This window comes from Patulibacter sp. NPDC049589 (genome assembly GCF_040675535.1).
Classification (GTDB): domain Bacteria; phylum Actinomycetota; class Thermoleophilia; order Solirubrobacterales; family Solirubrobacteraceae; genus Patulibacter.
In genome coordinates, this window is the sequence record NZ_JBFAPC010000293.1 from 1 (window position 1) to 3,589 (window position 3,589).

At 76.9% G+C, this 3,589-nt stretch carries 3 protein-coding genes and 1 pseudogene; 1 reads left to right on the forward strand and 3 read right to left on the reverse strand.

The annotated features are described in order from the left end of the window. The 3 genes from AB0L40_RS27260 to AB0L40_RS27270 all read right to left on the reverse strand — a co-directional run. Positions 1-788: GGDEF domain-containing protein (locus tag AB0L40_RS27260; RefSeq protein ID WP_364361867.1), on the reverse strand; the 788-nt coding region annotated here is incomplete at its 3' end. Positions 789-1,036: 248 nt separating this feature from the next. Further along, positions 1,037-2,005: a LysR family transcriptional regulator gene (locus tag AB0L40_RS27265; RefSeq protein ID WP_364361869.1), complete on the reverse strand. Its 969-nt coding sequence runs from the start codon at positions 2,003-2,005 to the stop codon at positions 1,037-1,039. A gap of 63 nt (positions 2,006-2,068) precedes the next feature. After that, positions 2,069-3,004 (reverse strand): LysR family transcriptional regulator, encoded by a 936-nt coding sequence (locus tag AB0L40_RS27270; protein ID WP_364361871.1) that lies wholly within the window; start codon positions 3,002-3,004, stop codon positions 2,069-2,071. Positions 3,005-3,184: 180 nt separating this feature from the next. Here AB0L40_RS27270 and AB0L40_RS27275 point away from each other — a divergent pair. Beyond that, positions 3,185-3,589, forward strand: a pseudogene (locus AB0L40_RS27275) (hypothetical protein); the annotation flags it as partial.

A 3,589-nucleotide genomic window follows, 5' to 3' on the forward strand; every position in this document is an offset into this window, starting at 1 on the left:
TGGAGTTCGGCGAGCTGGAGTTCGGCGAGGAGACGCACACCCTCGCCGAGTGCAAGGAGAAGGGGCAGACGTACTCGCGCCCCCTCTCCGTCGAGCCCGGCGTCGTCGACGCCGGGCAGCAGGACGACGAAGCGGTCCGCGCCGTGGCGGCCGGTGACGGCGCCCTCGCCGACGAGCTGGCCGACGAGCTCGGCGGTCTCGCGCAGGATCTCCTCGCCGTCGCCCGAGAGCCGGACGGCGTTGCGGGGGTCGTCGCCGTGGAGCCGCAGGACGATGACGCCGACGGGGCCGCCGACGAGCAGCTCCTCGAGGCGCTGCTCCAGCAGGCGGCGGTTGGCGAGGCCCGTGAGGCCGTCGTGGTCGGCGCGGTGGTCGGACGCGCGCTCGGCGAGGCGCCGCGCGGTGACGTCGGTGTGGACGACGACGGCGCCGACGCCGTCCACGGCGATCGCCGACGCCCGCAGCGCGAACCAGCGCGGCGACCGGTCCGACCGGCGCGAGTACTCGACCTCGAAGCGCTCGCGCTCCCCGGCGAGCACCGAGCGGATGCCCGCGGCGATCGCCCGGGACTGCGGGTCGCGGACGTCCGCCGCGGCCAGGGGGTCCGAGCCGATGCCGAAGCGGAGGCCGCCGCGGGCCTCGACGGCCTCGGAGCTCCGCCGCGCCCGGTTGACGTGCAGCAGCCGGCCGTCGCGGGCCAGCAGGGTGACGTGCTCGTCCATCGCGTCGACGGCGGAGCGGAGGGCCTCGAGGCTCGGGGCGTCGGTGGGGAGGGCGGGAACGGACACGGGTGGGGCGGGGGACGAGACGACGGGCCGCGGAACGGCCGGGGCCGCGGAGAGGGCCACCGGCGACACTACCCCTGGGACGGGGTCGGCATGCAGGGCCCGGCGGCGCACCCGACGGACGTCGTCAGGGCGCATGGGGGTCCGCCAGCCTACAGGTGAGAGCGCCGGCGGACGCGCGGCATCGGCGCCCGCGTCCGGTCCCACGGACCCGCGGGGCGGGACGGCCCGTCCTGCGCCCGGGTTCCGGGCTAGCGGCTCCGGGGCGGGGCCGGCGCCGGATCTCCGCCCTCGTCCGCCGCCGGCGCGACCTCGGCCTCCAGCCAGCGCCAGAGCTGGCGGGCCGGCTCGGCGCCGGATCCTGGCACGGTCGTCCGCGTCCGGCGGCGCACGGCGCGCAGCTCGCGGCGCAGGTCGACCCCGCGGACCTGGCGGGTCACGAGCGACCCGGCGTCGACCTCGTGCGCGACGGCCAGCGGCGAGAGCAGCGAGAAGCCGCCGCCCCCGGCGACCGACCGCTTGACGGTCTCCAGCGACTGGGCCTCGAGCTCGGGCTCCAGGCGGATCCCGGCCTTCGCCAGCGCGTCCTCCGCGACGGTGCGGGTGCCGGACGCGGGCTCGCGGGTGATCCACGGCTCGCCGACGAGCTCCCGCACCGCGATCGTGCGGCGCCCGGCCCAGCGGTGGTCGGCGGCGACGACGGCGACGAGCTCGTCCCGGCCGACGATCATCGTCTCGAGCCCCGTCGCCTCGCCGCCGTGCTCGACGAACCCGAGGTCGGCGTCGCCGTCGCGGACGGCCTCCAGCACCGCCGGCGAGTTGCTGATCCGCATCGTCGGGTGGAAGGCGGCGCCGGCGCGGCGGTGGGCCGCCAGCCAGTCCGGCAGCAGGTACTCGCCGACGGTGTGGCTGGCGGTGATCCGCAGCGTCTCGTGCCGGGCGGAGCGCTCGGCGCGCAGTAGGTCGGTCGCCCGCCGCAGGGTCTCCAGCGCGCGCCGGGCCTCGGGGTACAGCGAGCCGCCCGGCCCGGTCGGGCGCACCCCGTAGCGCCCGCGCTCCAGCAGCACCGTGCCGAGCTGGGCCTCGAGCCGGGCGATCCGCTTGGTGACCGCGGACTGCGTGAGGTCCAGCGCGTCGGCCGCGCCGCCCATCGTCCCGGCCTCGATCGCCGCGACGAAGGCCTCGAGGTCGTGCGTCGAGGGCAGGATCGGACGCTGCATCACCACCCAGTGTATGCCCGACGGGAATGGGTGCCGCGCGATCGGGTCCCGGCCCGGCGGCGGTCAGGCGCCGGTGCGCACGTCCGCGGTCGCGCCGGTGACGACCCGGTAGGCCGACGCCGCGTCGGCGAGCGCCGTGACCATCGCGTCAGCGACCGCGGAGCCGGACTGCGTGTCGAGCGTCATCGCGACGATCCGGCGGACGATGTGGGCGTCCAGCGGCCGGATCACGACGTCGGCCCGGCGGCCCGTCAGCGCGAGCTCCGGGATCATCGCCACCGAGAGCCCGGCGGCAACGAGGCCGAGGGCGGCGCCGTAGTCGTCCACGACGTAGGTGCGGTTCGGCGTGAACCCCTGGGCCTCGCAGGCCATCATCATGACCTCGCAGTCCGGGCACGTCGTCGGGGAGCCGACGATCAGCTGCTCGCCCGCCAGTGCGGAGACCGGGACCTCGTCGAGGTCGGCGAGGGGGTGGTCCGGCGGCAGCGCGAGCAGGAGCGGGTCGTCGATCAGCTTGTGGGCCCGCATGCCGGGGGGCGGGCCGAGCTGGAGCCCGAGGCTCGTGACGGCCACGTCGACGGCGCCCCGGGCCAGGAGCTCCTGCGCCGGCCCGGGCTCCACGAGGTCGAACTTCACCTGCACCTCGGGGTGGCGCTCGCCGAAGGTGCGCAGCGCGGACGGCACGAACGAGCCGACCGTGCTGGGGAAGGCCGAGATCCGGACCTGGCCGCCGCGCAGCGCGGCGATCGCGTCCATCTCGGTCTGGGCGGCGTCGACCCGGCTGAGGATGTCCTCGGCGTGGCGCAGCAGGGCGTCGCCCGAGGCGGTCAGGCGGGCGCCGCGGGGGGTGCGCTCGACGAGCGACTGGCCGGCCTGGCGCTCCAGCATCGCGAGCTGCCGGGACACGGCGGGCTGGGTGTAGTCCAGCGCGTCGGCGGCGGCGGAGATCGAACCGCGGCGCGCGACCTCGCGGAGGACCCTGAGGTGCAGGAGTTCCATGGGTCCCTCCGAGGGTAGAGTGCCGGATGGCCAGCGTCCATGCGGGTTTCGCATGGCCCCCATGCGCCGGAGGGGGTCACCTGCGGGCGCATGGGCGGCATGCGCAGATGCGATGGAGAACGGGCGCCCGACCGGGCAACGTGGTCCTCACCGACCACACCGGTCGAAAGGACCGACCCGATGACCACCCAGCCCTCCGCCCCCCTCGACGCCTTCCTGCGCGGCGTCGACCGCCGCTCCGACCTCCGCGCCGCCCTCCTGACCGGGGGCGCCACCGACCCCCACGGGCCGTTCGAGCTGCGCCCCGCCCTCGACGTCGACCGCGAGGCGCTCGAGCGGGTCGCCGGCCGCGACAGCTCCGTCGTGCCCGACGGCCCCCTCCTGCTCGCCGAGGCCGCGGGCGTCGTGATCGCCGCGATCGGCCTGGAGAACCGCCGCGTCGTGGCGGACCCGTTCTGGCCGACCGCCCGCGCGGTCGACGCGCTGCAGGCCGCGGCGGCCGAGCACCACGGGCCGGGACTCGCGGGCCGGTTGCCGGAGATCGCCTGGACCAGCGCGAGCAGCACCGCGGCCCCCAGCGTGGCC